This window comes from Promicromonospora panici, assembly GCF_900608595.1.
Lineage (GTDB): Bacteria > Actinomycetota > Actinomycetes > Actinomycetales > Cellulomonadaceae > Promicromonospora > Promicromonospora panici.
The window spans coordinates 164267-189258 of the sequence record NZ_UWYY01000007.1 but is presented as its reverse complement, the minus strand read 5'-3'; the positions used below and the strand labels follow the sequence as shown (position 1 = coordinate 189258).

The 24992-nt window shown below is 71.6% G+C and carries 26 protein-coding genes, 1 tRNA gene and 1 other RNA gene; 14 read left to right on the top strand and 14 right to left on the bottom strand.

Annotation, left to right across the window (positions count from 1 at the left end; all coding sequences use genetic code 11):
• Positions 1 to 26: 26 nt before the first annotated feature.
• Together EW117_RS10070 and EW117_RS10065 are read left to right on the top strand one after the other, a co-directional pair.
• Positions 27 to 647 carry a hypothetical protein gene (locus tag EW117_RS10070; RefSeq protein WP_129786233.1) on the top strand — a complete coding sequence of 207 codons (621 nt, stop codon included), beginning with the start codon at positions 27 to 29 and terminating at the stop codon, positions 645 to 647.
• Between the two features lie 83 nt (positions 648 to 730).
• Positions 731 to 1480: a YcnI family copper-binding membrane protein gene (locus EW117_RS10065; RefSeq protein ID WP_129786231.1), complete on the top strand. Its 750-nt coding sequence runs from the start codon at positions 731 to 733 to the stop codon at positions 1478 to 1480.
• A 70-nt stretch (positions 1481 to 1550) separates the two neighbouring features.
• Here EW117_RS10065 and EW117_RS10060 read toward each other — a convergent pair whose 3' ends face one another.
• On the bottom strand, positions 1551 to 2483 hold the full coding sequence (locus tag EW117_RS10060) for an endonuclease/exonuclease/phosphatase family protein (RefSeq protein WP_165362625.1): 933 nt from the start codon (positions 2481 to 2483) through the stop codon (positions 1551 to 1553).
• 173 nt (positions 2484 to 2656) lie between these two features.
• Between EW117_RS10060 and EW117_RS10055 the strand changes: the two genes are divergently transcribed.
• On the top strand, positions 2657 to 3001 hold the full coding sequence (locus EW117_RS10055) for a MarR family winged helix-turn-helix transcriptional regulator (protein WP_165362624.1): 345 nt from the start codon (positions 2657 to 2659) through the stop codon (positions 2999 to 3001).
• A gap of 51 nt (positions 3002 to 3052) precedes the next feature.
• Here EW117_RS10055 and EW117_RS10050 read toward each other — a convergent pair.
• Positions 3053 to 3137: transfer RNA gene (locus EW117_RS10050), tRNA-Ser, on the bottom strand.
• Positions 3138 to 3310: 173 nt separating this feature from the next.
• On the opposite strand from EW117_RS10050, the gene ffs reads away from it, so the two are divergent.
• The 4 genes from ffs (at position 3311) to EW117_RS10030 (ending at position 6388) form a co-directional block, all read left to right on the top strand.
• Positions 3311 to 3407, top strand: an RNA gene (gene ffs, locus EW117_RS10045) — signal recognition particle sRNA small type.
• Positions 3408 to 3783: 376 nt separating this feature from the next.
• On the top strand, positions 3784 to 4671 hold the full coding sequence (locus EW117_RS10040) for a MetQ/NlpA family ABC transporter substrate-binding protein (protein ID WP_129786227.1): 888 nt from the start codon (positions 3784 to 3786) through the stop codon (positions 4669 to 4671).
• The gene (locus EW117_RS10035) at positions 4671 to 5735 is read left to right on the top strand and encodes a methionine ABC transporter ATP-binding protein (RefSeq protein WP_129786225.1); all 1065 of its coding nucleotides are present in this window, start codon (positions 4671 to 4673) and stop codon (positions 5733 to 5735) included. Before EW117_RS10040 ends, EW117_RS10035 begins: the two co-directional genes overlap by 1 nt.
• Positions 5732 to 6388 carry a methionine ABC transporter permease gene (locus EW117_RS10030; RefSeq protein ID WP_129786223.1) on the top strand — a complete coding sequence of 219 codons (657 nt, stop codon included), beginning with the start codon at positions 5732 to 5734 and terminating at the stop codon, positions 6386 to 6388. The genes EW117_RS10035 and EW117_RS10030 overlap by 4 nt, the downstream gene beginning before the upstream one ends.
• 9 nt (positions 6389 to 6397) lie before the next feature.
• On the opposite strand, the gene EW117_RS10025 is transcribed toward EW117_RS10030, so the two are convergent.
• Genes EW117_RS10025 through EW117_RS10010 form a run of 4 tightly spaced genes read right to left on the bottom strand, consistent with a single transcriptional unit; the run spans position 6398 to position 9694 of the window.
• Positions 6398 to 7183, bottom strand: coding sequence for an ABC transporter permease (locus tag EW117_RS10025; RefSeq protein WP_129786221.1), 786 nt, complete (start codon positions 7181 to 7183; stop codon positions 6398 to 6400).
• On the bottom strand, positions 7180 to 7947 hold the full coding sequence (locus EW117_RS10020; protein ID WP_129786219.1) for an ABC transporter ATP-binding protein: 768 nt from the start codon (positions 7945 to 7947) through the stop codon (positions 7180 to 7182). Before EW117_RS10020 ends, EW117_RS10025 begins: the two co-directional genes overlap by 4 nt.
• A complete protein-coding gene (locus EW117_RS10015) occupies positions 7944 to 8504 on the bottom strand; it encodes a TetR/AcrR family transcriptional regulator (RefSeq protein WP_129786217.1) in 561 nt (186 codons plus the stop codon). The genes EW117_RS10020 and EW117_RS10015 overlap by 4 nt, the downstream gene beginning before the upstream one ends.
• Positions 8505 to 8557: 53 nt before the next feature.
• Positions 8558 to 9694, bottom strand: coding sequence for an HNH endonuclease (locus tag EW117_RS10010; RefSeq protein WP_165362623.1), 1137 nt, complete (start codon positions 9692 to 9694; stop codon positions 8558 to 8560).
• 49 nt (positions 9695 to 9743) lie between these two features.
• Between EW117_RS10010 and EW117_RS29380 the strand changes: the two genes are divergently transcribed.
• From EW117_RS29380 to EW117_RS10000, 3 genes are all read left to right on the top strand, one after another.
• The gene (locus EW117_RS29380; protein WP_165362622.1) at positions 9744 to 9908 is read left to right on the top strand and encodes a hypothetical protein; all 165 of its coding nucleotides are present in this window, start codon (positions 9744 to 9746) and stop codon (positions 9906 to 9908) included.
• Positions 9909 to 10170: 262 nt separating this feature from the next.
• Positions 10171 to 12858 carry a DNA polymerase III subunit gamma and tau gene (locus EW117_RS10005; RefSeq protein ID WP_129786213.1) on the top strand — a complete coding sequence of 896 codons (2688 nt, stop codon included), beginning with the start codon at positions 10171 to 10173 and terminating at the stop codon, positions 12856 to 12858.
• Positions 12855 to 13280, top strand: a complete 426-nt coding sequence (locus EW117_RS10000) for an NUDIX hydrolase (RefSeq protein ID WP_129786211.1) — start codon at positions 12855 to 12857, stop codon at positions 13278 to 13280. The genes EW117_RS10005 and EW117_RS10000 overlap by 4 nt, the downstream gene beginning before the upstream one ends.
• 65 nt (positions 13281 to 13345) lie before the next feature.
• On the opposite strand, the gene EW117_RS29375 is transcribed toward EW117_RS10000, so the two are convergent.
• Entirely contained in the window at positions 13346 to 13522 is a 177-nt protein-coding gene (locus tag EW117_RS29375) for a hypothetical protein (RefSeq protein ID WP_165362621.1), read from the bottom strand.
• A gap of 77 nt (positions 13523 to 13599) precedes the next feature.
• Between EW117_RS29375 and EW117_RS09995 the strand changes: the two genes are divergently transcribed.
• From EW117_RS09995 to EW117_RS09985, 3 genes are read left to right on the top strand one after another with little or no spacing between them, the layout of a single operon-like run.
• Complete coding sequence (locus EW117_RS09995; RefSeq protein WP_242504203.1) at positions 13600 to 14121, top strand: MarR family winged helix-turn-helix transcriptional regulator; 522 nt, start codon at positions 13600 to 13602, stop codon at positions 14119 to 14121.
• Positions 14118 to 14510: a VOC family protein gene (locus EW117_RS09990; protein ID WP_129786209.1), complete on the top strand. Its 393-nt coding sequence runs from the start codon at positions 14118 to 14120 to the stop codon at positions 14508 to 14510. Before EW117_RS09995 ends, EW117_RS09990 begins: the two co-directional genes overlap by 4 nt.
• Positions 14511 to 14567: 57 nt before the next feature.
• On the top strand, positions 14568 to 15017 hold the full coding sequence (locus tag EW117_RS09985) for a GNAT family N-acetyltransferase (RefSeq protein WP_129786207.1): 450 nt from the start codon (positions 14568 to 14570) through the stop codon (positions 15015 to 15017).
• Here the strand turns inward: EW117_RS09985 and add are convergent.
• Genes add through EW117_RS09970 form a run of 3 tightly spaced genes read right to left on the bottom strand, consistent with a single transcriptional unit; the run spans position 15014 to position 19031 of the window.
• Positions 15014 to 15979, bottom strand: coding sequence for an adenosine deaminase (add, locus tag EW117_RS09980; protein ID WP_129786205.1), 966 nt, complete (start codon positions 15977 to 15979; stop codon positions 15014 to 15016). The genes EW117_RS09985 and add overlap by 4 nt on opposite strands.
• Before the next feature lie 59 nt (positions 15980 to 16038).
• Positions 16039 to 17637 carry an amino acid permease gene (locus EW117_RS09975; RefSeq protein WP_129786203.1) on the bottom strand — a complete coding sequence of 533 codons (1599 nt, stop codon included), beginning with the start codon at positions 17635 to 17637 and terminating at the stop codon, positions 16039 to 16041.
• Positions 17638 to 17654: 17 nt separating this feature from the next.
• Positions 17655 to 19031, bottom strand: a complete 1377-nt coding sequence (locus EW117_RS09970; protein ID WP_242504202.1) for an aspartate aminotransferase family protein — start codon at positions 19029 to 19031, stop codon at positions 17655 to 17657.
• 264 nt (positions 19032 to 19295) lie between these two features.
• Here EW117_RS09970 and EW117_RS09965 point away from each other — a divergent pair, with 264 nt between their 5' ends.
• Entirely contained in the window at positions 19296 to 20414 is a 1119-nt protein-coding gene (locus EW117_RS09965) for a phosphotransferase enzyme family protein (RefSeq protein WP_129786201.1), read from the top strand.
• Positions 20415 to 20517: 103 nt separating this feature from the next.
• On the opposite strand, the gene EW117_RS09960 is transcribed toward EW117_RS09965, so the two are convergent.
• The 4 genes from EW117_RS09960 to fdxA are packed head-to-tail and all read right to left on the bottom strand — an operon-like array spanning position 20518 to position 24990.
• Positions 20518 to 21696 carry an Mrp/NBP35 family ATP-binding protein gene (locus EW117_RS09960; RefSeq protein WP_129786199.1) on the bottom strand — a complete coding sequence of 393 codons (1179 nt, stop codon included), beginning with the start codon at positions 21694 to 21696 and terminating at the stop codon, positions 20518 to 20520.
• Positions 21693 to 22805, bottom strand: a complete 1113-nt coding sequence (locus tag EW117_RS09955; RefSeq protein ID WP_129786197.1) for a 2-oxoacid:ferredoxin oxidoreductase subunit beta — start codon at positions 22803 to 22805, stop codon at positions 21693 to 21695. Before EW117_RS09955 ends, EW117_RS09960 begins: the two co-directional genes overlap by 4 nt.
• Positions 22802 to 24655 (bottom strand): 2-oxoacid:acceptor oxidoreductase subunit alpha, encoded by a 1854-nt coding sequence (locus EW117_RS09950; protein ID WP_129786195.1) that lies wholly within the window; start codon positions 24653 to 24655, stop codon positions 22802 to 22804. Before EW117_RS09950 ends, EW117_RS09955 begins: the two co-directional genes overlap by 4 nt.
• Complete coding sequence (fdxA, locus tag EW117_RS09945) at positions 24652 to 24990, bottom strand: ferredoxin (protein ID WP_129786193.1); 339 nt, start codon at positions 24988 to 24990, stop codon at positions 24652 to 24654. Before fdxA ends, EW117_RS09950 begins: the two co-directional genes overlap by 4 nt.
• Positions 24991 to 24992 lie beyond the last annotated feature (2 nt).

Genomic DNA, 24992 nt, shown 5'->3' with positions numbered 1-24992 from the left:
GCGTCGGCGGGGCTAAGGTCTGTGCTGTGCTGAACCCGTCCTCAGGAGCTGTCGGCTTCGGCCGCGCGCTTCTCTGGGCGGTGGTCGTGCTCGCGCTCGCCCTGACCGCGCACTTCGAAGCCGGCGGCCACCTGCCGCCCGTCGAGGTGATCGCCCTGCTGGGCGCGCTGCTGCTCATGGTGACCACGCTGGCCGTGCGGCGGCAGGTGCGGTGGCCGGGCGGCCTCGCCCTCGCGGGCCTCGGGCAGTACGCCCTGCACCAGGTCTTCTCGTTCCTGGGCGGCGCGTGCGCCCCGGTCCTGCTGCCCGACGGCGCACACCCCCACCTGGCCGGACCGGTCGCCGACTCGCTCGCGCACGGGGCGTGCGTGGGCGTGGAGCCCGCGGCGATGGGCCCCGGAATGCTCGCCTGGCACGCCGTCGCGACGGTGGTGACCGTCGGGCTGCTCGTGGGGGTCGAGCGCGGCGTCTGGCTGCTCGCGTCGTGGCTGGTGCGGCCGCTCGTGGTGGAGCCCTTGTGGCTGCCCGTCGTACGGCGCGCCCCGGTGCCGGGCGCGCCCGAGGCGCCGTCGGGCTCCGTGGACCTGCATGTCGCGCCCGAGCGCGGGCCGCCGTCGTCGGTCCTGGTGATGCACCTCGCGGCCTGACGGAGTCGGGGCGGGGAGGTGCGTCGTCGTACGCCCTTGCTCATCCCCACCCGCCACCCCTTTCAGACCGAAGGACCGAGTACATGACTCGCTTCAGCATGCCCGCCCGCCGCGCCCTCGCGGCCGTACCCGCGACCGCCGTCCTGGTGCTGCTGCCCACCGTGGCCTACGCACACGTCACGGTGGACCCCGACACGACCGCCGCCGAGAGCTACGCGAGCCTCACGTTCCGCGTGCCCACGGAGTCGGAGACCGAGTCGACGGAGAAGCTCGTCGTCGACCTGCCGACCGACACCCCGTTCCTCAGCGTCACGCCGCGCACCCTGCCGGGCTGGGACGTAGAGGTCGACGTCGAGAAGCTCGACGAGCCGTTCGAGGTCGAGGGCGCGACTGTCGACGAGGCGCCCGTGCGCGTGACCTGGACCGCCGAGAAGGGCAACGAGGTCCCGCCGCACGAGTACCAGGAGTTCGCCGTCCGCGTCGGGGCGCTGCCCGAGGAGGGCACCGAGATCGTGCTCCCCGCCCACCAGACGTACACCGACGGCAACGTCGTCGACTGGGACGACCTCGTCACCGAGGACGGCAAGGAGCCCGAGGCTCCCGCACCCGTGTTCACGACGACCGCCGCCGAGGCGGAGAGCGGCCACCACGGCGCGGCGACGTCGGACGACGCTGCGTCGGACGACGCCTCTGGCGGGGACGCCTCCGGCGAGACCGCCGTCGCGGACGCAGCCCCGGCCGTTGACCCCGTGGGCCGCTGGCTCGGCGTGGCCGGCATCGTGGTCGGCGCCGCGGGCATCGGCGCGGCGCTGTTCACCCGCCGTCGTGCCTGAGTCGCGCTGACCGCTGAGTGCAGACCCGGTCGGGGCGTGACCGGGTCTGCACTCGTTGGCTGGCCGGCGGTCAGATCTTCAGCAGCGCCTGGACCGGGGTGTGGTCGCTCGGATAGCGGCCGTCGCGGGTCCACGTGTTGATCGCCGCGGCGCGGACCTCGACGCCGGGCGACGCCAGGATCCAGTCGATCCGGGTGCCGTCCGGGTTCGGCGTCCCGTAGTTGGGGAACGTGCCCGCGTAGGGGGTGAGCCGGCGGTCGGCGGCGAGCCAGGTGTCCTGGAGCCCGCCCTCGGTGACCAGGACGTCGTAGGCGGCCGAGGCCTCGGCGGCCGCGTTGCAGTCGGCCGTGAAGACGACGGGGAGCTGGGTCGCCGCCACCTGGTCACGGACCACCTGCGCGCTGCGCACCCGCGCGTTCTCCGCCTGGTGGTCGAAGTGCGAGTTGATGTGCAGGAAGTCGCGGCCGGTCACCTTGTCGTGCAGCTCGGCCCAGGTGACGATCCTGGTCACGGTGTTGCCCCAGGTCGCGGAGCCGATGAGGTCCGGGGTGTCGGACAGCCAGAACTGGTCCCACCACTTCACGGTCAGGCGGCGAGCGTCGTAGAAGATCGCCGAGTACTCGCCGCCCGCACCGCCGTCGCGCCCGAAGCCCACCATCTCGTAGCCGCGCCCGAGCCCCGCCTCGACGGCGGAGAGCTGGTTGAACTCCACCTCCTGGACCCCCAGGATGGTCGGCTGCTCCAGCGCCAGGAACGCCGAGGTGAGCGGCGCGCGCTCCGGCCAGTAGTCGGGCTCGCCGGGCTGGGTCTGGCCCTCGCGGTCGTAGCGCACGTTGAAGCTCATCGCGTGCAACAGCTCGCCGCGCGCTGGGCCGATCACGGGCCTGCCCGACGTCGTCCGTGCTGCGGCAGGGCTCGCGAGGGACGCCGAGGCGCCGAGTGCGCCCACGGCGCCTGCCGCGGCGAGCACGGCGCGGCGCGAGATTCCGGGGGTGGTGGACATGGGCTCTCCTCCAGGTCAGGGATCTGATGCCCGTTCACCCGACCAGACGGAGGTGAGCACGTCCATAACGTCATGTGACGCATGGGCGAATTGCCCGGCTCAGGCTGCGGGCGGCGCCGCGGACGTTGATGACGCATCATGCGGAGGTGCCTCACGAAAGACCGGGAACGACCATGAGCGGGAGCCGACGCGCCGGTGAGGTCGGCCTGCACTACCTGACGACGTCCGCGCGGCTGCGCCGGCTCGTGGACGAGCACATGGCCCGGAGCGGGGTGTCGCTGGCCCGGACCAAGATCCTGCAGGTGCTGGCCGGGTGCGGCCCGATCAAGCAGGCGCGGCTGGCCGCCGAGCTCGGCCTCGCCGCGCGGTCGACCACGCAGGCCGTCGAGGCCATGGAGCGGGACGGCCTGGTGCGGCGGGAGCTCGACGACACGGATCGCCGCGCCAAGGTGGTGACGCTGACCGAGGCGGGGGGCCGCGCCCTCGCCGACGGCGACGCGGCCGCGGAAGCGTCCTGAGACGACGATGAGCCGGGACATCCATGAACGATGTCCCGACTCATCACACTGCGGAGGATGGGGGATTCGAACCCCCGAGGGCGTTAACCCAACACGCTTTCCAAGCGTGCGCCATAGGCCACTAGGCGAATCCTCCTCGCGCTTCGCCGAGGCGGGCGCGCGGCCACTGGACCGAAGTCTGGCGCGGCCTGACGAGGATACCGGACGCCGTGCTCGGACAACGAATCGGAATCCGGGGCCGGGTTGTGAGGTGGCGTACAGCGGGGTTCGGCGTGTTGGGCCGGGGTGCCCGGATCGGTTAGGCTTTCGGTAGACCCCTCGTGCGGCACCACCTCGCCGAACTCCCCCAGGGCCGGAAGGCAGCAAGGGTAAGTGAGCTCTGGTGGGTGTGCGGGGGGTCCCTTATTGCCCGCGTTTTCCGCGGCTCTCCACGATGTGGACAGCATTTTGTCCGCATCGTGGGATTTACCCCGAGGGGATTCGCTCCGACGTCGTTCAGTGCCGCACGATGTCCGTATGACCCGCACCTGGACCGCCGCCACGACGTCGCGCACCTGCCGCGACGTGATGTGTGGCGGCCGCGTGCGCGGCGGGCGAATGTGCGAGCGCTGACAGCGCCCCACCTTCCCTCAGCCCGCTGAGGGCCGCCCGAACTCTCGCGAGCTCGCCACGTTGCTGATGGCCGTGGCCCGCCGCTGCTCCACCCCGGCCAGCGCCACGCGCCGGCCCCCGCATCCTGAGCACAGGCATACCCGCGCCCGTGCGCCCTGAGAGGACCACCCATGTCTCGCTTCACCCCTGTTCTGGCCACCGGCCTCGCCGCCGTCACCGCCCTCGCACTGAGCGCCTGCGGTGTCGGGGGCGACGCCGCGGCTGCCGCTGGCACAGCCGAGGACCCGGTCCGCATCGGCGTCGTCAACTCCGGTGACGACTACTGGACCACCTTCAGCGACCTGGCCGAGGAGGAGGGCATCACCGTCGAGCTCGTGAACTTCAGCGACTACCAGCTGCCCAACCAGGGCCTGACCGACGGCGACCTCGACCTCAACCAGTTCCAGCACCTGCAGTTCCTCGCCACCTACAACACCGCCTCCGGGCAGGACCTGACGCCGATCGCGGCCACCGCCGTCTACCCGCTGGGGCTCTACTCCCAGCAGCACGACAGCGTCGAGGACATTCCCGACGGCGGAGAGGTCGCGATCCCGAACGACGACAGCAACCAGGCCCGCGCGCTGCTCGTGCTGCAGGAGGCCGGGCTGGTCGCTCTGCGCGACGGCGGCAGCGCGTTCTCCACGCCCGCCGACGTGCTCGAGGACGAGTCGCGCGTGACCGTGACACCGGTCGACGCCGCGCAGACGGCGCTCGCCCTGCAGGACGTCGACGCCTCGATCATCAACAACGACTTCGTGGGCGACGCCGGCCTGACCTCCGAGGACGCGATCTTCTCGGACGACCCGGACTCCGACGCCGCCGCGCCGTACATCAACGTATGGGTGGCCCGCGCGGACGACGCGGACAACGAGGTGTTCCAGCAGCTCGTCGAGATCTACCACTCCCCGGAGGTCGAGAAGGGCGTGCTGGAAGCGTCCGGCGGCACCGGCGTCATCAAGGACAACTCGGCCAGCGAGCTGCAGGAGATCCTGGCCGGTATCGAGGCGGACGCCTCCTGATGTCTGCCGCGACCGGAGCTGCCGCCGGCAGCATCGTGCGGTTCGAGGGCGCCTCCAAGGTGTTCCCGGGCCGCGGGCGGGGTGCGGAGGTGCGCGCCGTCGACGAGGTCACCCTCGACATCCGCGAGGGCGAGATCTTCGGCGTCATCGGTCAGTCGGGTGCCGGCAAGTCCACGCTGGTCCGGCTGATCAACGCGCTGGAACGCACGACGGGCGGTGACGTCGTCGTCGACGGCGTCGCGCTCGGCGCCCTGAACGAGGCGCGCCTGCGCCCGGTGCGGGCGGGGATCGGCATGGTGTTCCAGCAGTTCAACCTGCTCGCCTCCCGGACCGTCGCGGGGAATGTCGCCTACCCGCTCGAGGTGGCCGGCTGGCCGCGGGCCCGGCGCGAGGCGCGGGTGGCCGAGCTGCTCGACTTCGTCGGCCTGGTGGAGAAGGCGGGGGTGCACCCGTCGGCGCTGTCGGGCGGGCAGAAGCAGCGCGTCGGCATCGCCCGGGCGCTCGCCACCAACCCGCGCATCCTGCTCGCGGACGAGGCGACGTCGGCACTCGACCCCGAGACGACGCGCGACGTGCTGGACCTGCTCCAGCGCGTCAACCGCGAGCTCGGCGTCACGGTCGTCGTGATCACGCACGAGATGGACGTGGTGCGCTCGATCTGCCACCGGGTTGCGGTGATGGACCGGGGGCGCGTCGTCGAGGTGGGGGAGGCGTACCAGGTGTTCAGCGCGCCCGCGCACGACATCACCCGGCGGTTCGTCGCCACCGCGCTGCGCGACCGGCCGTCGCCCGAGGTGCTGGAGCGCCTACGCGCCCGGCATACCGGGCACATCGTGACGGTGGGTGTCGACGAGGTCGCGGGGTCGTCGGCCGTGCTCACGCGCACGCTGCGCGAGCACGGTGTCGACGGGACGGTCGTCTTCGGCGGCATCACCGAGGTCGCGGAGCGGCCGTACGGGTCGCTGACCGTAGAGCTCGTCGGCGATCCTGCCGCGGTGGAGTCCGCCGTTGCCGCGCTGAGGGACGTGACATGGGTGGACGACCATGGGAGGGCAGCCGTATGAGCTGGGACCAGTTGACGCCGCTGCTCTGGGAGGCGGCCGGCCAGACCGCGTACATGGTGCTGATCACCTTGCTCGTGGGTGGCTTTCTCGGGCTCGCCCTCGGACTCGGCCTGTACCTGACGCGGCCCGGGAACCTGCTCGGCAACCGGTTCGTGTTCGCAGTGCTGAACATCGCCGTGAACGTGGTGCGGCCGGTGCCATTCATCATCTTCCTGGTGGCGCTCGGCCCGCTGACCCGCGCGGTCATCGGCTCGACGATCGGCATCGAGGCGTTCACGTTCGCCATGTGCTTCATGGCGACGTTCGTGTTCGCGCGGCTCGTGGAGCAGAACCTCGTCTCCATCGACCCCGGTGTGGTCGAGGCCGCCCGGGCCATGGGCGCCTCGCCTTTCCGGATCGTGCGGACCGTGCTGGTCCCGGAGGCGCTCGCACCCCTGATCCTGGGCTACACGTTCCTGTTCGTCGGTGTGCTCGACATGTCGGCGATCGGCGGGTACCTGGGTGCCGGCGGGCTGGGCGACTTCGCGATCGTCCAGGGCTACCGGCAGTACGACTGGGCGGTCACCGCCGTCGTGGTGGTGGTCATCGTGCTGATCGTCCAGGCCGTCCAGTGGCTGGGGAACGGGCTCGCGCGGCGCGCGCTGCGGCGGTGAAGCGACGCCTCACACGTTCGTGAGGCGTCGCCAGGCCTGCACGACGGCGGCGACCGCGACCGGGGCGACCGCCGCCGCGAGCAGCAGGTGGGGGAGACCGACCGCGGCCGCCGCGGCCGCTCCGCCCATGCCCGCCCACAGCGACGGGGCGGCGTAGGGGAACCACGAGCCGCCGCCGAGCAGCACGACGATCTGCGTGAGCGAGACGACGCCGACCAGTGCTCCGACCGTGCCGAGCTGGCTGCGCGTCGCCGTCGCCACCCAGGCGAACGGCAGGGCCAGCCCGCTGCCGAGGACCCCGGCGACGACGGAGTTCCGCGCCCCGGCCCAGGCTTCCGGGCCGAAGGCCTCGCCGGAGACAGCGGTGACCACCGCCGAAGCCGCGACGGTCACGGCGACCGTCAGCACCACGCACGCCACGATCCAGGCCAGGGCAACCAGGCACTTGGCCAGGGCGACCGTGCCGCGCGACACGGCGAGGCCGAACAGTGCGCCGGCGGTGCCGCTCTCCAGCTCCCGGCCGAACGACCACGCGACGAAGAATCCGCCCGCGGCCAGCGCGGCGACCGAGAGCACCTGGGCGCACACCAGCAGGTGTGTCGTGGCGAGGTCGCCGGTCGCGTAGTCGGCGAGCTTGGCCGCCGTCGGGCCGACAGGCTGCGGCGACCGGGCGAGCGCCACCATCCCGACGCTCCCGAGCGGGACGAGCAGCACGAGCAGAGCGGTCGCGATGCGGGCGACGGTCGAGCGGCGCAGCTTGAGCGCCTCGACGGCAAGGGCGGCGCGGAGGTTCATGCCAGGCTCCCGGTGTCGGCGGTGCGGGCATTGGCGGTGCGGATATCGGCGTTTCGGGTGTCGGCCTCCAGCACCATGGCGAAGAACCGCTGCTCCAGGTCGGTGCCGCCGGGTTCGAGCCGTCCGACGTCACGCCCGCCGTGCAGCACGACTATCTCGTCCGCGACCCGGGCGACCTCGTCGAGGTGATGGCTCGAGACGAGTACCGCCGCGCCCTCGTCGGCCAGCTCGCGGACGAGTTCGCGGACCAGGACCACACCCTGCGGATCGAGGGCGCTGGTCGGCTCGTCGAGGATCAACGCGGTCGGCCGATGCAGGGTGGCGCAGGCGATCCCGAGGCGCTGACGGTTGCCCATCGAGAGGGTTCGGGCCCGTGCGTGGCGCCACGGCGCGAGTCCCATGCGGCCGACGGCGGCGCTCGCCGCGGGTGCGGCCGCTTGCCGGGGCCGGCCGTGCAGCCGGGCAGAGCAGCGAAGACTCTCGGTCACGGTCAGCTCGGGGTAGATCAGTGGGGTGTCGACCACGTGGCCGAACCGCGTGGCGACGTCGATGGGCAGGTCAGCGGGGTTGTGGCCGAGGATCCTCGCCTCGCCGTGCGTCGGGCGCAGGCGGCCGGCCAGCGCGCGGAGCGCCGTCGTCTTGCCGGCGCCGTTGAGGCCGATCAGGGCCGTGACCCGGCCCGGCTCCACGTCGAGGGTGAGGTGGTCGAGGGCGACCCGATCTCCGAAGCTGTGCGAGACGTCGTCGAGCAGGAGCGCGGTCATGGCTTCTCCAGGGCGAGTTGCGCCAGGGCGCGGTGGACGAGATCGGCGAGCGTGACGTCGCTCGGCGCGGTGCCCCAGGCCAGGAGGGCTGCGGTCGTGGCGGCGAGGCAGGCCGAGGCGGCGATTGCGGCGTCCAGGGGATCGACGCCGTCGGCCACGAGCTGCTCGACTATCGCCTCCTGGGTGGCCTCGGTGCCGATGGCTACGGCGGCTCGGAGCGAGGGGGACTGTGTGACGAGGGCGACGCGACGCCTCGCCGTGGCGTCCTCGGTGGGCGTGATGTCGCCGAGCGCGGCGAGCATGCCGAGGCGCGTGCGCTCCAGGGGAGGAAGGTCGGCCGGCTGGGCGCCGACGGCTTGTGCGATGAGGGGGTCGTACGGGTCGGTGACCAGCACGGCGTCCTTGGTGGGGAAGTGCCGGAAGAACGTCATGGGGGTGATGCCCGCGGCGTCGGCGATCTGGTTCACCGTGGTGGCGTCGTAGCCCTGGCGCTCGAAGAGGTCGAGTGCGGCATCGAGGATGCGGGCTCGGGTGCGGAGGGTGCGGGGTGTGGCCACCTAGAAATGTTAGTCGCTAACATTTCAAGATGGCAAGGGTGAGACCGGCGAGATCAGGCTGCCTGCCGCACCGGCCGCAAGATCGTGGGGCTCCTGCCCGTGCTGCGTGGCGCTGTCTGGTCGGCCGCTCGCGGGGGTGGCGGCGCGACCGATCGGTACGTGTGACCGGTTGGTGTGGTGGTGGTGACGACGTGTCGGCCGGTGGCAGGGTCGGTCCCGGGCGCTGATCGCCAGCCGGGTGCTTCCTTGGCCTGGTTGCACCCAGCACAGAGCCCTTGCCCGTTGACCAGGCTGGTGCTTCCGCCGTCGGCCGCGGGTTGGATGTGGTCGAGATGGCGCATCGGGGCGTCGCACCAGGGCGTGCGGCAGACGCCCTGGTCCCTGATCCGCAGCAGGTCCGCGAGCCCGTCGGCGAAGAACCGGCGTCTGCCGGTCGTGCCGATCAGGTCGCCGCTCGTGGTGGCGTAGATGGTCCGCAGCCAGGCTGCGCCGAGGTCGACGGCGCCAGCGGTGAGGTTGCGGGTGATGGCCGCCGGGATGGTGCCGTGCCCGGCGCCGGTCGCGTCCAGGATGACGGCGGGCTCGTGGCCGCCGCCGAGCAGGGCGGCGTCGGACACGACGAGGTTCACCGTGACGGGCACCGCCGCCGCACGTTCCTGGCCGGTGGTTCGTTCGACGAGCGTGTCGGCCATGATCTGGCCGGTGGAGCGCTCGTCGCCGCCCGTGTACCGGGCGGACTCCGCGGCGAGCTTCAGCGCCGCGTAGACCTGTACCCCTTGCGCGACGGGCAGCAGTGCGGTCACGTACGTCATGGTGTCCGGGGCGGGCCGGATCGTGACGCAGCGCTCACTGGTGGCCTTCGCGGCCCGCTTGACCAGTGCTGCCGGGTCGATCTGGTTGGCGCGCTCGTTGATCATGGCGACCAGCCGCCGGGTGCCGACCCCGTGCAGGGTGGCCGGGTCGGCGCACAGGTCCGTGTCGACACGGCTGCGGTCCTCTAGCGTGAGGCACGCCGTCTCCTTGACCAGCAGCAGCGCTCGTCCCTCGGACAGCCTGCCCTCCCGCAGTACCGCCAGCGTGTGCGGCATCTCCTCGTGCCAGAGGCGGGCCGCGCCCAGCAGGGTCCGGGTCCGGTGAGGTGAGAGGCGCAGCGCGGGCGGCCTGCTGGACGGTGCTCGCGGTCGCGTCACGTTCGGCGGACCGCACCGTGACCGGGATCTGCCGACCGGTCGAGTCGTGGTGTCCGGCCGGGTCCGCGGCGTGCTCACGCGCGGCCACGAGCGCGTCGTCGTGCAGCTCGACCAGTACCTGAGCCTGCACCGCAGCGCAGGCTGCCTTGATGTCTTCCAGGGCGCGCAGGGTGTCGATGCGGGCCGGGTTGTCGCCAGGCTTGGCCGCCGCTAGGAGCCAGGCGTGCAGGGCTGCGATCTGCTCCAGGCCGACGTCGCCAAGGGCCGACGTCACGTCGGCGTGGGTGGTGTCGGTGACGGATGGCAGGCTCGGCACCGAGCGCAAAGCGGTGCTGTTGATCCGCATGGCTGGCCACCCTCCGGTCGGGTCCGAATATGCGACCATCATATGGAACACACGTTCGATTCGCATGGCGAATCCGAACCTGTGGACGGCCGTCCTCCGAGTGTCGGTGAGGCCGTCTATCGTTGCGGGGGTGAGCACCGCCCTATACCGCCGCTACAGGCCCGAGACGTTCGCCGAGGTGATCGGCCAGGACCACGTCACGGGCCCCCTCATGCAGGCCTTGCGCAGCGGGCGGGTGAACCATGCCTATCTCTTCAGCGGTCCCCGGGGCTGTGGCAAGACGACGTCGGCCCGCATCTTGGCGCGGACGCTGAACTGTGCGAAGAACACCCCCGAGTCGCCGATCGACACCCCGTGCGGCGAGTGCGCCTCCTGCGTCGAGCTGGCGCGCGGTGGTAGCGGGTCGCTCGACGTGGTCGAGATCGACGCGGCGTCGCACAACGGTGTGGACGACGCGCGTGACCTGCGCGAACGTGCCACCTTCGCGCCCGCCCGCGACCGGTACAAGATCTTCATCCTCGACGAGGCGCACATGGTGACGCCGCAGGGCTTCAACGCGCTGCTGAAGATCGTCGAGGAGCCGCCGCCGCACATCAAGTTCATCTTCGCGACGACCGAGCCGGACAAGGTGATCGGCACGATCCGGTCGCGCACGCACCACTACCCGTTCCGGCTCGTGCCGCCGGACGTGCTGTCCCCGTACCTCGAACAGCTCTGCGCGGCCGAGGGGGTCGAGGTGGGCGGCGGAGTGCTCCCGCTGGTCACGCGTGCCGGCGGCGGCTCGGTGCGCGACTCCCTGTCCGTGATGGACCAGCTCATCGCCGGCGCCACGGGCGGGGTCGTGGACTATGACCTGGCGGTGGGCCTGCTCGGGTTCACGCACGCGAACCTCCTGGACGACGTCGTGGACGCGCTCGCCGCACGCGACGGCGGCTCCATCTTCCGGGTCGTCGACCAGATCATCGCGACGGGACACGAGCCGCGCCGGTTCGTCGAGGATGTCCTGGAGCGCCTGCGCGACCTCATAGTCATCGGCGTCTCGGGTGATGCCGCCAGCGCCGTGCTTCGGGGTATACCCACCGACCAGCTGGACCGCATGCGCACCCAGGCCGGGCGGCTCGGGGTGGCGGAGCTGTCCCGGGCGGCGGACCTCGTGAACGCCGCGCTCACCGAGATGACCGGCGCCACGTCGCCGCGTCTGCACCTGGAGCTGCTGTGCGCACGGCTGCTCCTCCCGGGAGCCGACGACGGCGCCGCAGGGCTCGCCGCGCGTATCGACCGCCTCGAACGGGGCGGCATCGGCGCGTCCTCTGCACCGGTACCCCTCAGCCAGGGTGGCGCTGCCGCCGCGCCGGGCCACGGACCGGCCGACGAGTCGGCGACGGGCGGCCTCGCCGGGGCCGCCGCCGCGCGTGCGGTGCTCGACGCGCGCAAGAAGCGGGGGGAGTCCGGTCAGCCGACGGCCACCCCGCAGCCCGCTCAGGCGGCTGCGCCCGTCGCGCCTGAACCAGGGCCGACGGCGGACGCCGCGGCCGTGCCCGTGACGCCTGCCGCGCACCCGACACCTGCCGAGCCGGCGCCTGCGGCTCCGGAAGCCGAACCGGTCCAGGCCGCACCTGCGCAGTCGGCGGCCGCGGCTCCCTTTACAGCTGCGCCGGAGCCAGTCGCGCCCCAGCCTGTTACACCAGAGCCGGAAGCCGCGCCCGCGGCTCCTCCGGCCGCGGCCGACGGTGCCGAGCCCGGCGTGACGACGGAAACCGTCCGGCGCCGCTGGCCAGAGGTTCTCGGCGCGCTCGCGGCCGCACGCGTGACCTGGTCGCTCGTCGGTCCGAATGCGCAGGTCGCCGCCCTCGAGGGCGGCACGCTGAAGCTCGGCTTCGCGGCTCCGGGTTTGGCCCGGACGTTCTCGAACGCACGGCACACAAGCGCCGTGGAGGAAGCGGTCTATCAGACGCTCGGCATCCGCGTCCGCGTCGAGGCGACCCTCGACGAGGGCCCGGCGGGCGGCGGCGGAGCGTCCGGCGGTGGTGCCTCCGGGGGAGGTCCTGCGGGCGGCGGTCCTGGGGGTGGCGGTGCGTCGGGCGGTGGTGCCGGTTCGGCGGCGCCTTCGGACGATCCCCGACGCGAGGCCCTGGCTCCGGCCGCCGTCCCGACGCCGGACTGGCCGGACGTGCCCGCGCCAGGCGGTGGCACCGCCGCGGCATCGCCGGCGCCCGCGGACTCCGCCTCCGTGGCTGGCGCCCCGACGAGTACGGCGACGGTCAGAGGCCCCGGCGCGCAGTCGGGACTGGCTCCCGCGTCGGCCAAGGGTGCCGTCGCGGTTGCCGAGCGTCCTGAGCCGTCGCGTCCCGAGCCGTCCGGCCCTGAGCCTGGACGCCCTGAGCCTGGACGTCCGGAGCCAACTCGGCGTGCCGCCCGCCCGCCGGCCGCGACGAGTGCAGCCGACGAGGCCTGGCTCTCAGGTGCCAGCACGACCGAGCCCCCGGCGGACTACGACATGCCCGAGCCCGAGCCGGTCTACGAGGAGCAGGCCCCCGCTCCCGCGCGGGCTCCGATGTCGGGAGCGGGTAGCGCACGCGAGGCGCTGCGACAGGCGAACGAGCGGCGAGCGAGAGCGGCGACCGGAAGCCCGGCCGAGACGCGGACGAGCACCCCGGCGGGCGGGCCTGCTGCGGCGCTCTCGGGCGACGGTCCCGACTTCTATGACGAGCCGTCCGCCGACGACCCGGACATCACGTCGGCCGGGCTGGTCGGCGTGCCACTCGTGGTCCAGGTGCTGGGTGGCACGGTGATCGACGAGATCGTGGAGCAGTCATGACCGAGGACGGTGCCATCGGCCCGATCACGACGCTACGGATCGTCGCGGCCGTCGTGGAGCGCTCCGACGGGCGGCATCTGCTCGTCCGCAAGCGGGGCACGCAGGCGTTCATGCAGGTGGGTGGCAAGATCGAGCCCGGCGAAGAGCCCTTGGCGGCGCTGCTGCGGGAATTCGAGGAGGAGGTCGGGCTGCGGCTCGACCCGGCCGACGTCGAAACTCTCGGCCGGTTCGGGGCGCCCGCCGCGAACGAGCCCGACCACATCGTCGACGCACATGCCTACCTGGTGCGGCTGCGTCCCGGCACGGAGATCGCGGTGCGGGCCGAGCTCGAGGAACTGGTGTGGATCGACCCCGCGGACCCGGTCGCGAACTACCCTCTCGCGCCGCTGTCCCGCGACCTGCTGGTCGCAGCCGGGCACTGAGCGCGGCCATTGACCGCCCTCTGTCGCGCGCCCGGGCGGTGTCTGTGACGCGCCCGGACGATACTTCAGTGCTCGGCGTGTTCCGCCCGATACTGGGCCACGCGCTCGGCGCGCTCGCGCTCCATCCGACGTCGGGGATCTCTGTCGTCCGACTGCTCGGCAGGTCCGGCCACGTGCAGGAGCAACCAGTTGAGCCGCCACTTGAAGCGGTAGCCCAGGGTCAGGCCGTCGCGGTTGCGCATTCCCCGCCTCCATTCGATTGGTGTACTAATAGTTTGCACACTAACTAGTATCCTGGTCAACGTCCGAGAGGAGCCACATGACCGTCACGCCCCGGGCCGCCGCCGCGTCGTCGTCCGCGCCGTCGCCGTCCGCCCCGACCGAATTGCTCGCCGACCGCGGTGCACTCGACCCCGAGGGCCTCCTGGCCCTGGACCGTCAGGTGTGCTTCGCCCTTGCGGTCGCTTCGCGCAGCGTCATCGCGCTGTACCGGCCGCTGCTCGAACCGATGGGGATCACGCACCCGCAGTACCTGGTCATGCTCGCCCTGTGGGAGGAGTCCCCGCTCTCGGTCAAGCAGCTCAGCGGGCTGCTTCGGCTCGATCCCGGAACGCTGTCACCGCTGCTCAAGCGGCTCGAGGCGATCGGCTATCTGACGCGGCGCCGCGACCCACGCGACGAACGGGCGCTCGCCGTGGAGCTCACGGACGAAGGCCGTGCTCTCCGTGCGCAGGCGCTGCTCGTGCCGCCCGCGATCATGGCGCGCCTGGGCCTGTCGATCGAGGAACTGACAGTGCTCCATCGCAGCCTCACCCAGGTCATCGCGGCGGCCACCCCATGACCCGCGGCCGCCTGCACCACGTCGAGCTCTGGGTCCCGTCCCTCGAACGTGCCGAGCGATCGTGGGGCTGGCTCCTCACCACGCTGGGCTACTCCGAGCACCAGCGGTGGGGCGCCGGTGTGAGCTGGATCCTCGAGGGCACCTACGTGGTCGTCGAGCAGAGCCCCGCGCTCGCCGCCGACGTCCACGACCGGCTCGCGCCCGGACTCAACCACCTCGCGTTCCACGGCGGCGCGCGCGACGAGGTGGACCGGCTCGTCGAGGCAGCGCCTGCTCACGGCTGGGCGCTCCTGTTCCCTGACAGTCATCCGCACGCGGGCGGTCCCGACCACTACGCGGCCTATCTGGAGAACGGCGACGGCTACGAGGTCGAGGTCGTGGCGGGCTGACCTGCCGCGTTGCTCGCTCGACGTCGAGTGTCAGTGTCCCGTGGGACAGTCATACCCATGGCCAACCTCCAGCTCGCGGAGCTCACCCCGGACAATCTCTTCGGGGCGCTCCAGCTGCCCCCTCAGCCACCCGACAAGGAGCCGGTCGCACCGGTCGCCTGGTCGGTTGCCGAGGCTTACGTCAATCCCACCGCGTGGCCCCGTGTGGTTCTCGACGGTGAGGACGTGGTCGGCTTCGTGATGGCGAACTGGAACCCGGACGAGGAGATCCCGGAGTTCCGGGCCGGCATCTGGCGACTCAACGTGGCACGCGAGGCGCGTAAGCGCGGAGTGGGCCGGTTCGCCGTGGAGCAGGTGGCCGAGGAGGCCCGGCGGCGCGGGTTCGACCGCATCACCGTCCTGTGGGTCCCCGGACCCGACGGGCCTGAGGAGTTCTACCTGCGCTGCGGCTTCCGCAAGACGGGGAACCTCCTGTTCGACGAGGTCGTGGGAGAGTTGCTGCTCTAACCGGATAACCAGGCCTGGACCCCGTCGAGCAACTGCCGTTTCAGGGCGGCCGGCGCGTGTGACGCCCGGAGCGAAGTCGCCGCGATCCTGGCGAGCGCATCGTCGGAGCAGACCTGCCGCGCCATCTCGTACTGCCCGACCATCCCTACGCCGAACAGCAGCGGGTCGTCGGTCGCGAGGGCAACGGGTACGCCGTCGGCCAGCAACGCCGGCACCGCGTTCAGGGCGGACGCGACGCCGAACGGCGGGTACGACGTCGGGCAGACCTCCAGCGCGACCTGGCGCTCCGCCAGGAGGGCCACCACCGCCGGGTCCTCGAGCGAGGTCAGCCCGTGCCCGATCCGCGTGGCGCCCAGCAGCTCGACACACTCCCGGACGTGCCACGCGCCCTCGTAGAACCCGGCGTGCGGTACGCGCCCCAGCCCGGCGTCGGTCACGAGCCGGAACGCCGGGACGAAGTCACGGACGCGTCCCCGTCGCTCGTCGTTGGAGAGCCCGAAGCCCAGCACACCGTCCGGCGCGTACTTCACCGCGAGCCCGGCGATCCGCTCCGCGTGCGCGGGTTCCGCGCCCCAGCTCGCCGCCAGGACCACACCCGCGGGCAGGCCGCGCACGGCGTCGAGCAAGGCCTCGACCACGGCCTCCAGCGAGCCGAGCCAGCCCGCGTACGACGTCGGATCGACCTGGAGCTCGGTCCAGCCGACGCCGTCGGCGGCGTCCTGCTCCACGGCCTCGCGGACGACGCGCGCGATGTCGTCGGCGGAGCGCACCGCCGCGCGGGCCGTGTCGTACCGCGCCTGGAACGCGTCCCAGCCGTGCACCACGCCGGGCTCGATCGGCACCGCGGGAAGCGGCGGCAGACCGTAGTAGCCGGCGAGCTCGGCGGCGGTCGACGGCCGCATCGACCCCGTCAGATGCAGGTGCAGGTTGGCCTTGGGCAGCGCGCGCAGGTCGCGGGGCATGCCAGGGAGTCTGGCACGCCCCGCGTCACCGGCAGCCGGCAGCCGGCAGCCGGCAGCAGTCAGGCGTCGGCCTTCTCCAGCGGTTCGGCAGCGTCCGGCCCCGGCTCGCCGACGGCGACCGGATCGCCGCCCACGTCGGCACCGTCACCACCGGCACCCGCCGAGAGCCCTCCCGACATCGCGTACTCCTCCTCGGGCGACAGCACAAGGCGCTTGCGCCCCACCAGCGCGAACAGCGCCAGCCCCACCACGAAGACGACTACGAACGTCACCACCGCGACCTGGAACGCGCTGTTCAGCAGGATCCCGAGGAACGCAGCTACCGAGATCACGCCCGCGACCACCGCGCCCCAGACGCCCGTCGGGCTCTTGTAGGGGCGCACGGCGTCAGGGAACTTACGGCGCAGGAGCACGAACGACACCATCTGCATCACGTACGCGATCACCGCGCCGAACACCGCGATGAACAGGATCACGCCCGACGCCGCCCCCGCCGCATCCGGGCTGACCGCCGGGACCACGAGGAGCACCAGAGCGAGGATCGCGAGACCGATCACCGCGGTCGCGACCAGCGCCACCCACGGCGTCTTGTGCTTGGCGCCGGTGAGCGAGAGGAACGTCGGGTAGTAGCCCGCCCGGGAGAGCGAGTACATGTTGCGCCCGGCGGCGAACAGGATTCCCTGGAGCGACGCGAACAGCGCCACGAGCGCGAGCAGGGCCAGCCCGCCGGCCGCATCCTCCGGGAGGAACGCGCGGAAGCCGGCCAGCAGCGGCTCGTCACCGTCGCCGGGCGACACGGTGATGGCGGCGGTACCCGTCACGGCGGGGTTGAGGAAGAGCACAGTCAGCCCGAAGATCGCGAGGGTGACGACGCCCCACACCGAGGCCCGGGGGATGTCGCGGGTCGGCTCGTGCGCCTCCTCGGCGGCGAGCGGCAGCTCCTCGATCCCGAGGAAGAACCAGATGGCGAACGGCAGGGCGTAGAGGATGCCGATCGTGCCGAACGGCATCAGCTCGGTACCGCCGTCGGCGGGCACTACGTCGTTCAGGCGGGAGAAGTCGACCGCCCCGGACGCGACGGCGGCCACCGCGAAGAACGCCAGCACCACGAGCGAGATGATGGCGACCACCAGAGCCAGCCGGAAGCCCACGCTCGCCCCGAGGGCATTGATCGCCACGAAGGCCACGTACAGCACGATCCACCACACCCACGGTGGAAGCGACTGCCCGGTGAAGGCGTTCAGCGCGGAGTCCGCGTAGACGCCGGAGAACCAGACGACGACGGCGGTGGTCACGACGTACTCGATGGTCTCGGCGAACCCGGTGACGAAGCCGCCCCACGGTCCCATCGCGGCCCGCGCGAACGAGTAAGCGCCGCCGGTGTGCGGCATGGCCGCGGACATCTCGCCGATCGAGAAGATCATCGTGAAGTACATGATCGTCACGAACACCATGGCGATGAGCATCGGGACCCAGCCCGTGGTGCCGAGGCCCACGTTCCAGCCGGAGAACTGCCCCGAGATCACCGCCGCGATCCCGATGCCCCACAGGCCCCAGAAGCCGGCGCTGCGCCGCAGCTGCCGCTTCTCGAAGTACTGGCCGTCGGCCTGTGTGTAGGTGACGCCCGCGGTCCCGGACGTCGTTCCGGTGGTTGCCATACGGTCCTCCAGTGAGTTCAGTGGCCGAGCGCCGAGAGCGCGTCGGTGAAGCCGTCGATCAGGCGGTCGAGGTCCTGGTCGTCGAACACGAGGGGCGGCCGCAGCTTGAGCACGTTGCCCGGCCCGCAGACGGAGGTGAGGATCCGGCGTTCGCGCAGCGCCTCGACGACGTCGAGGGCGGCGGGCACGTCCGGGGACCTGGTTTCGGGATCGGTCACCAGGTCGACGCCGACATAGAGCCCCGCGCCGCGCACGTCGCCCACCCGCGGGTGGTCTGCGGCGGCCGCGCGCAGGGCGGTGAGCATCCGGCCGCCGACATCGGCGGAGTGCTCCTGGAGCTTGTCCTCCTGGAGCACGTCGAGCACGGCCTGCGCGGCCGCCATCGACACGGGGTTGCCGCCGAAGGTGTTGAAGTACGGGATGCGGTCGCCGAACGAGGCCAGCACATCCGCCCGCGCGGCCAGCGCGCTGACGGGGATGCCCGCGGCCATCGGCTTGCCCAGGGTGACCAGCTCCGGCACGACGCCGTGGCGGGCGAAGCCCCACATCGCGTCGCCAGTACGGCCGAAGCCGGGCTGCACCTCGTCGGCGATGAACACGCCGCCGGCCCGCCGCACCACCTCGATCGCGGGCGCGAGGAACCCGGCGGCGCCCGCCGGGTCGGAGAACACACCGTCGGACGAGAAGATCGAGTCCGCGAGGAACGCCGCCATCCGCACGCCGCGGCGCTCCAGGTCGGCGACCTGACGGGCGACGTGGTCGGCGAACCACTGGCCCAGGTCCTCCGCCGCGACGGAAGCCCGGTACGGGTCGGGCGCCGGGACCGTCCGGACATCGAGACCCAGGTCCTGCGCCGAGCCGAGCGCGGGCGACATCGACGACACCAGCTCGGTGTTGCCGTGGTAGGCCTCGGCGCTGACGATGACGCCCGTGCCGCCGGTGTACGCGCGGGCGACGCGGACCGCCAGGTCGTTGGCCTCCGAACCGGTGCACAGGTACATGACCCGGTCGATCTCGTCCGGCATCGTGGCCAGCAGCGCCTCGGAGTAGTCCACGATCCGCTCGTGGACGTACCTCGTGTGCGTGTTGAGGGCGGCCGCCTGCTCCGCGATCGCGGCCACCACACGGGGGTGCGCGTGCCCCACCGAGGCCACGTTGTTGTAGACGTCGAGGTAGTCGTTGCCGTCGGCGTCGAAGACGTGGGCGCCGCTGCCCCGCACCAGATGCACGGGCTCGCGGTAGAACAGCCGGTAGGCCGACCCCAGCACGCCCGACCGGCGTTCCACCAGGCGAGCGGTGCTGGGCGGCAGGCCGCCGGTGGGATCACCGGGCCGGAAGGCGTTGGTGTCCATGATCGTCGACCTGGTAACCACGGGCAGGCTCCTCGCGCTCATGTCCCACCTCGGTCCCGGGTGGGATCCACGGCCGCCCGGCCGTCCGCGGGACGGTCCCAGCCTGAAGGCGGCGTGTATCCGCCGGCACAGCCTGGGGATGACGGTCGGGTAACCGTTCGGCCCTCTGCCGCCCCGAGTTATTTCGCGCCGGTGACTTGCGTGAATTTCCCGTTGCGCCCCTTGTGTGCCCGCGGACGGCGGCGCACCATGGCAGCGGCCGCCCGCCTCCGCTCCGCGCACTGACCTGCACCGAGGAGCGTCAACATGCCCAGCACCGCCGCGGCACGGTCCACGTCCGGTCCGCAGCCGCCCGCCCCGCCGTCGGCGTCGCTCGCCGCGTTCGACGCCCTGGTCCCCGGGGACCCGGCGCCCGGCTGGCTCCGCGACGGCGTCGCCGCCTCCTGGCGGTTCGGGCCGGCCTCCGGCGGCAACGTCACGATGCGCCTCATCACGGTCTCGGAGAACGCGACATTCCTCGTGAGCGTCGACGAAGCCCCCGCCGCCGTCGTACGGGTCGCCCGGCCCGGCTACCTGGCCGGGGCCGACGCGTTCGAGTCCGAGGTCGCCTGGGTGGCCGCGCTCGCCGCCGACGGCGTCTGCCAGGTGCCCGCCGCTCTCCGGACCGGGAACGGCACGTTCTGTGCGGCGCTCGCCGACGAGGCGGGCACGGACTGGTGGTGTGTCGCCTACGGCTACGTCGCGGGGCAGATCCTCGAGGACCTCTTCGGCGACGCCGACGCCGGTCCCGACGCCGCCGAGCCGACCTCGTACTACCGCGAGATCGGCGCGATCAATGCCCGGCTGCACGAGCACGCGCTCCGGTGGACCCCGCCGGCGGGGTTCGCCCGGCACTCATGGGACGTCCCAGACATGCTCGGGCCGACGGCGCGCTGGGGACGCTGGGAGGACGCGGTCGAGGGCGGCGCCGAGCGCGAGCTCCTGGTGCGGGCCCAGGCCGCGGCGCTCGCGGTCGTCAGGCAGGCACCGCGCGACCCGGCGGCCTGGGGTCTGGTGCACGCGGACCTGCGGCCGTCGAACATCATGATCAGCGGAGACCGCCTCACCGTCATCGACTTCGACGACTGCGGCCACACGTGGTTCCAGTACGACTTCGCGGCCGCGCTGAGCTTCCTGGAGCACACACCGGAGGCGCCCACGATGGCCCTGGAGTGGCTGGCGGGCTACACCTCGGTGCGGCCGCCGGCGCGGGAAGCCGTCGAGCTGGGGTGCGCCCTGTCGATGGTGCGCCGCCTGCAGATGCTCGGCTGGACGACAACCCACCGCGAGGACGCCCTGCCGCCCGACCTCTGGTCCGCGCAGGTACCGGGGACGCTCGCCGTGGCGGAGTCCTACCTCCGCAACCCGACCTGGCTGCTCGACTGATATGTAGGTGCCTGTCGTCAAGGGGGCAGTGTGCGGCTCCCGCTCGGCTGGTTGTCGGGCGGGAGCCTCGTCTTGACGGGCGGGCCAACTCAAGGACGGTTGTTCAGCAGGTGCTGCACCCGCCTGACGAGCAGCAGCCCCCGGTGGCACTTCCGATGATCGGCAGCGAGCGCAGAGGCCTCTCGACCTGGCTCGCGAGCCAGCCGCCGATGGCCCGCAGCGCCTCCGAGGCAGGGGTCGGCCCGGCATCCTCGAGCACCACCGGGACACCCTGGTCGCCTCCCGTGCCGATGCCCGGCTCGATGGGCACCTGGCCGACGAGTGGAACGACGTAGCCGAGCTCTCGTGTCAGGGTCGCCGCCACGGCGGCGCCTCCGCCTTCGCCGAAGGGGGTCCACCGCCGACCGTCGGGGAGCTCGGCCCAGGCCATGTTCTCGACGACCCCGAGGACGCGCTGCTTGGTCTCCTTCGCGACGGTGCCGGCCCGCTCCGCCACCTCGGCCGCGGCCAGGTGTGGCGTGGTGATGACGAGGTACTCGGCGCGAGGCAGGAGCTGTGCCAGCGAGATGGTGATGTCACCGGTCCCGGGCGGCATGTCGATGAGCAGGACGTCCAGGTCGCCCCAGTAGACATCGACGAAGAACTGCTGCAGGGCACGGTGGAGCATCGGCCCGCGCCACATGACGGGCGCGTTTCCTTCGGTGAACATCCCCATCGAGATGACCTTCACACCGTGGCCCATCGGCGGCATCAGCATGCGGTCGACCTGGGTCGGGGCCGCCGTCGTCCCCAGCGCGCGCGGAATGCTGTGGCCGTAGATGTCGGCGTCGACCACCCCGACGCGGAGTCCGCGCCGGGCGAGCTCGGCGGCGATGTTGGCTGTGACACTGGATTTGCCCACGCCACCCTTGGCCGAGGCGATGCAGTAGACCTTGGTGGTCGAGTCGGCGGCGGCGAAGGGGACGATCGGCTCCGCTGCTTCCCCGCGGAGGAGCTGGCGGAGGTCACCGCGCTGCTGCTCCGACATCACACCGAGCTCGACGTGCACCGCTTCGACCCCTTGAAGTACCTGGACGGCAGCAGTCACCTCGCGCGTGATGCGGTCCTTCATCGGACAGCCGGCGACCGTGAGGACGACCGTGACGGTGACGTCACCGCCGACGATCGTCACGTCGTGAACCATCCCGAGCTCGGTGATGGGCCGGCCTATTTCCGGATCGAGCACGGTTGCCAGGGCTGCCTGAACGTCGCCGGCGATCGGGATCACTTCGGTCATGGTCATGCGCGGGCTCCTCTGGGGCTAGGGACGCTCCACACGTCTCCGTCGAAGATGAGGTCCTCCAGGTCTGGAGGGCTGGCCTTGCTCGCGTTCTCGCCCTGGCGACGGACGTCGTCGTCGTAGGCGGGGCGCGACACCGCCCGGAAGACGCCCGTGACGACATGCGACAGATCCTGGGCGGAGAGCCGTGAGAGGGCGAAGGCCGTGGTCGGGTCAGGGTCCCCCGGGTCGTGGATCAGCACCTGGCCGGGATCTGCCTCGCTCCGGGTGGCGACGCGTAGGCGGCCACCCTCCCGCACGACCAGGTGGGAATGCCGCCCCTGGTCGTCCAGCTCGCCGAGACCGACGGGCTCCCCCGGCGTGAGCTTGACGAGGTGGCGTTCGCTCCCGGGCGCCTTCAGGATGTCGAAGGCGCCGTTGTTGAAGATGGGGCAGTTCTGGTAGATCTCGACCAGGGCAGCCCCGCGATGCTCGGCTGCTTGGACGAGGACCTCGGCGAGACCCTTTCGATCGGAGTCGAGAGCACGGGCGACGAAGGATGCCTCGGCCCCCAGTGCCAGCGAGACCGGGTTGAAGGGCGCATCCGGCGCCCCGAGGGGACTCGACTTGGTCACCATGCCCTGGTTGCTGGTCGGCGAGTACTGGCCCTTGGTGAGGCCGTACACACGGTTGTTGAAGAGCAGGATGGTGATGTTGACGTTCCGACGTAGCGCGTGGATCAGGTGGTTGCCGCCGATCGACAGCGCGTCCCCGTCGCCGGTGATGACCCAGACGGAGAGATCAGGGCGGGCGACAGCCAGCCCGGTCGCGATCGCGGGCGCGCGGCCGTGGATGGAGTGCATCCCGTAGGTGTCGAGGTAGTAGGGGAACCGGGAGGAGCACCCGATGCCCGAGACGAAGACCAGGTTCTCCTTCTGCAGGCCGAGAGCCGGAAGCATCGACTGCACCGTGCTGAGGATGATGTAGTCGCCGCAACCCGGGCACCAGCGCACCTCCTGGTCGGACCGGTAGTCCGCGGGCTTCTGTTCCTGCGGTCCGCGGGGCACCAACGCGAGTCCCGAGACCGGCCCCTGCTCCCCCTCGACCTGGGCTGGTACGTCGAGCGCGGTCATGCCGCGGCTCCTTCCATGTGTGCGAGGAACGCCACTTCGAGGTCGCCCGCCTTGAATGGCTGGCCGGTGACCTGGGTGTGACTGATGAGGTTGGTGGCACCACGTCCGCGGAGCAGGAGCGCCATCTGGCCGAGGTTCATCTCGGGGACGATGACGCGCTCGTACCGGGCGATGACCTCGTCGAGGTTGGCCGGCATCGGGTTGAGGTGCCGCAGGTGGGCATGGGCAACGGGGACTCCCCGCGCTGCGAGCCGACGGCACGCCTCCTGGATGGGGCCATAGGTGGAGCCCCAACCGAGGATCAGCGTCTGAGTGGTCGCCGGGGAGGGATCGTGGACGTCGAGGTCCGCGACGCTGATGCCGGCGATCTTCTGCTGGCGCAGCCGCACCATGTGCTCGTGGTTGGCCGGGTCGTAGGAGATGGCCCCGGTGTCGGCAGCCTTCTCCAGACCACCGATGCGGTGCTGCAGTCCTGGGGTGCCCGGGACCGCCCAGGCACGGGCCAGCGTCTCGTCGTCCCGGACGTAGGGCCAGTGGGTCCCGCTCCCGTCCGGCGCGTTTGGTTCCGTGGAGAAGTCAGGACGGATGTCCGGCAGCTCGTTGAGCACCGGAAGTCGCCACGGCTCTGCGCCGTTGGCCAGGGCTCCGTCCGACAGGAGGATCACGGGGGTCCGATAGGTGACAGCGATCCGGGCTGCCTCGAGGGCGGCGTCGAAGCAGTCTGCAGGCGTGCTGGGTGCGACGACCGCGACCGGTGACTCGCCGTGCCGCCCGAACATCGCCTGGAGCAGGTCGGCCTGCTCCGTCTTCGTGGGCAGGCCGGTCGAGGGCCCACCGCGCTGCACGTCGACGACGAGCAGCGGGAGCTCGGCCATCACCGCCAGGCCGATGGTCTCCGACTTGAGGGCGAGGCCCGGACCGGAGGTCGTGGTGACGCCGAGCGCTCCGCCGAAGGAAGCCCCGAGGGCAGCTCCGACCGCGGAGATCTCGTCCTCGGCCTGGATGGTGAGCACCGGGAAGTTCTTGTGCTTTGCCAGTTCGTGCAGGATGTCGGAGGCCGGAGTGATCGGGTAGGTACCCAGTACCACCTTCATTCCCGACACCCATCCCGCAGCGACGATGCCCAGTGCGAGTGCCGCGTTGCCGCTCACGTGGCGGTAGGTCCCCTCGGCAAGGGCCGCGGCCGGCACTTCGTACCTGACGGCGAACATCTCCGTCGTCTCGCCGAAGTTCCAGCCGGCACGGAAGGCGAGGATGTTCGCCTCCGCCACCAACGGCTTCTTCGCGAACTTCTCTCGGAGGTAGTCCTCCACCACCTCGGTCGGCCGCCCATACATCCAGGACAGGATCCCCAGTGCGAAGAGGTTCCGGCACCGCAGTGCTTCCTTGCGCCCAAGGCCGAGCTCGCTGACAGTTCCGAGGGTCAGGGCGCCCATCGTGACCTGGTGGACGGTGAGGTGGGCCAGGGACCCGTCGCTGAGGGGATCCGACGCGTATCCGGCCTTGGCAAGGTTGCGCTTGGTGAACTCGTCGGGATCGACGATCACGACACCGCCGACCGAGACGTCGGAGGCATTGGCCCGGAGCGCCGCGGGGTTCATCGCGACGAGCACGTCGGGAGCGTCACCGGGGGTGAGGATGTCGCTGCTGGCGAAGTGGACCTGGAACGAAGAGACGCCGTGCACGGTGCCCTGCGGCGCCCTGATCTCCGCTGGATAGCTGGGGAAGGTCGCCAGGTCGTTGCCGAACGCGGCCGCCTGCCCGGTGAAGCGATCCCCGACCAGCTGCATGCCATCGCCGGAGTCGCCAGCGAACCGGACGACGATTCGGTCGATCTGCTCGGTGTTCATCGAGTAGGTGTCCCAGCCACGAAGGGGGTGTCCACCCCGACGTCACCGTGGTCCGCGGCCCCACCGGGGTTGCCCACCGGCGACGAGCGCCCGGGCAGGACGTCGGTGAAGAAGCGGGCGTTGTCGTCGACGAATGCGTGATCCTCCTCCAGCGCGTCATCCGCGTGGAATATCGCCTCGGCCGGGCACACGGGTTCGCAGGCACTGCAGTCGATGCACTCGTCGGGGTTGATGTACGCGCTGCGCTCCCCGACGTAGATGCAGTCCACGGGGCACTCGTCAACACAGGCGCGGTCCATGACGTCGATGCACGGGGCTCCGATGACGTAGGTCATGT